The organism is Frankia sp. AgB32, from assembly GCF_023243045.1.
In the GTDB taxonomy this organism is placed as follows: Bacteria; Actinomycetota; Actinomycetes; order Frankiales; family Frankiaceae; genus Frankia.
The window spans coordinates 12,829-15,728 of sequence record NZ_JALKFX010000095.1; the positions used below are offsets into that span (position 1 = coordinate 12,829).

Consider the following 2,900-nt stretch of genomic DNA (forward strand, 5'->3'; position numbering starts at 1 on the left):
GCAGCGTCAGATGTTTATAAGAGCCCGCCCGGGGGGGGACGCGTCCCCGCACGTGCGTAGGCGGCGCGTCCTCGACAGACCACCAGACGCCGCACCGCACAGAGCGACCGTTCGGGCCTGCGGCTGGTTCGTCTGTGGCTGGTTCGTCTGTGGCTGGTTCGTCTGTGGGGATGAATCGGGTGTCGGGCCGCTGGCAGGTTCCGCCCAGGCGACAGAACGGACAGCGGGTGCGACGGGGGCGTTATCTCGACGCTGAGTTATGGAAAATTGCAGAGAGTGATAGATTCCCTGGTGGTGGTCGTGGGCGGTCGCCGGCGGCGGAGCCGGAGCCGGCGCGGTCGACCATGACGTTCCGCGTGCGCCAGGGGGAGTTCAGATGCCGCGTGGTAATCCCGAGCAGAGCGGGCCGTCGGTGCCGACGGCGCCGTCCGAGCTTCCCGGCGAGCGGTTCACGCCGCTCGTGCCGCAGCCGAGTGGACCGCAGCCACGGCGCGCGCCGCGCAGCGTCGCCCGCCCCGCGCCCGTCGTGCCGCAACCGGCGGCCGGGCCCGCCGAACGGCGCCTGCGGGTGCTGGTCGTCGTCGGCACCCGACCCGAAGTGATCAAACTCAGCCGGGTGCTAGCGGCCCTCGACCGGGCGGTCGACCTGCGGCTCGTGCACACCGGCCAGAACTACGACCACGAGCTCAGCCAGATCTTCTTCGACGAACTCGGCATCCGCCGGCCCGACCACACCCTCGAGGCCGCCGGCACCACCCCCGCGGACACGATCAGCCGACTCATCGGCCAGCTCGATCCGATCCTTGCCGCCGAGGCACCCGACGCACTGCTCATCCACGGCGACACGAACACCTGTTACGCCGCCATCGCCGCCAAGCGCCGCCGCATCGCCGTCTTCCACCTGGAGGCCGGCAACCGCTGCTTCGACCAGCGGGTACCCGAGGAGATCAACCGCCGGGTCGCCGACCAGCTCAGCGACGTCCACCTCGCCCTGACCGAGCGGGCCCGCGGCCACCTGCTCGCCGAGGGCCTCCCCGCCCACCGGATCTTCGTCGTCGGCTCACCGGTCCGCGAGGTGCTCGACCACTACGCGCCGCTCATCGACAGCTCCTCGGTGCTGGCCACCCTCGGCGTGCAGGCCGGCCGCTACCTGGTCGCCAGCGTGCACCGGGAGGAGAACGTCAGCCGGCCCGAGGCGATCGAGGCGCTGCTGGACACGCTGAACCGCCTCGCCGTCCGCTACCGGCTGCCGGTGGTCGTCTCCACCCATCCGCGTACCCGCGACCGGCTTGCGGCCCTGCGCCGGTCCGGTCGGGCGCCGCTGATCGACGACCGGGTCCGCTTCTGCCGGCCCTTCGGCTTCCCGGACTACCTCGCGCTGCAGCGGGCCGCCCTGTGCGTGCTCTCCGACAGCGCCACCCTGACCGAGGAGGCCTCCCTCGTCGGCTTCCCGGCGGTGCTCATCCGCGAGGCCCACGAGCGGCCGGAGGGGATGGACCGCGGGGTGCTCGTCTCCAGCGTGCTGCGCGCCGACCGGATCCTCGCCGCCACCGAGCTGATCGTGCGCGAGGCCGAGAGCGACCGCCGGCCGCGTGTCGTCGCCGACTACGCCGCCGCCGACGTCTCCCGCCGGGTCGTGCACATCATCGTCAGCTACGTCGACCACGTCCGCCGCACCGTCTGGTACGGCGACGCGTACCCGGGCACCGGCCCCTATCCGGTCGCCCCCGCGACCACCGCCGAAAACCACTGACGCCGACTCGAACTCCCGCGGAGCTGATTTCCATACGGATGACCTGCGGAAACCCGTAGAAACCAGGGATTCGGGTGACTGTGGCTCGCCAGTTATGCCCGACATGTCGTAGCCTTGGGCCCGGTCAACGATCGGGGGCGGTATGTGGGGTGCCGAGGGCATGCAGATGCCCGGCTGGCAGGGAAACGACGGTAACGCGGCCTATCTGGACAAGACGCTTCGCCACCACCCAATCGAGCTCTCACTGGACGACGGCGTGTCCGGTATGGAGATCTTTCGGCTCTGGGTCCGGGCCACCCTGGTTTCGTTTGTGGTTCTGGCGTTTTTTGTCCTCATCGCTGGCCTGGCCGCGGTGTCCGAGGCGATCGGCGGTAACAGTTCCGCGGACAGCTACGACGGCTCGGGCGGCGGGAACTACTCCTTCGCCGAGGGCACCTTCCAGGCCGGGGGCTGGATATCGACTGTTGTCTTCTTCGTCGTGTTGCTGTTCGTGAAGCGGCGGGAGCCGATCGGCGAGTGGCGGGTGCTCCTCGCGGACTCCGCCGACCGAACCGACTCGGCGTACAGCCAGATCGCCGGGACGGTCCGGAACCGCCAGATACCGGTGCAGATCGCCTACCGTCGGATAGACACCGGGCTCGGCCGCGACCGCATCAACAACCGCCTTGTCCTCAGCTCGGAGGGCTACAACGCGTACATCTCTGTTTTCCCGTACGGGACGAGTCTGTATCTCGGCTGGATGATGTGGCGCACCCGGCTTGGTATCAGGCTGATGATTCAGTTCGTCTCCGATGGGATCTCCACCCTGCTTCGGCGCAATGACCTGGAGAGCAGGGTCCTGCGCACGGAGACTGCCCGGGCGATGCGGGAGGCCGTGCACGCCGCCTGTCGGGAAGGTCTGCACGCCGCGTTGGACGGCCGCACCGTGTCGACCGACTTCGGATTCCCGGAGGGACTGCCGCCGATCGACGAGGCGCGTGTGCCGGTCGCCCAGTCGGGGCCTTCGTCCCGGTTCGGCCCGGCGCAGAACCCGGCCCACCAGCCGGCCGGTCCGGGCTGGCCGCCGGTCCCTGTGCCGCAGCCGGCCCCTTCGGCCCCAGGGAATCCGTCATATCCGCCGGGTCAGCCGTTTCCCCAGGGTCAGCCA

At 69.9% G+C, this 2,900-nt stretch carries 1 protein-coding gene and 1 pseudogene; both read left to right on the forward strand.

Annotated elements, in window-relative coordinates; translation table 11 throughout:
• The first annotated feature begins 376 nt into the window (after positions 1-376).
• Entirely contained in the window at positions 377-1,753 is a 1,377-nt protein-coding gene (wecB, locus tag MXD60_RS22125; protein WP_248821256.1) for a non-hydrolyzing UDP-N-acetylglucosamine 2-epimerase, read from the forward strand.
• A gap of 142 nt (positions 1,754-1,895) precedes the next feature.
• Positions 1,896-2,900, forward strand: a pseudogene (locus MXD60_RS22130) (hypothetical protein); the annotation flags it as partial.

What these genes read in the sequence shown, in the direction of transcription:
- wecB (WP_248821256.1), top strand. Translation starts at nt 377, where the DNA reads ATGCCGCGTGGTAATCCCGAGCAGAGCGGGCCGTCGGTGCCGACGGCG.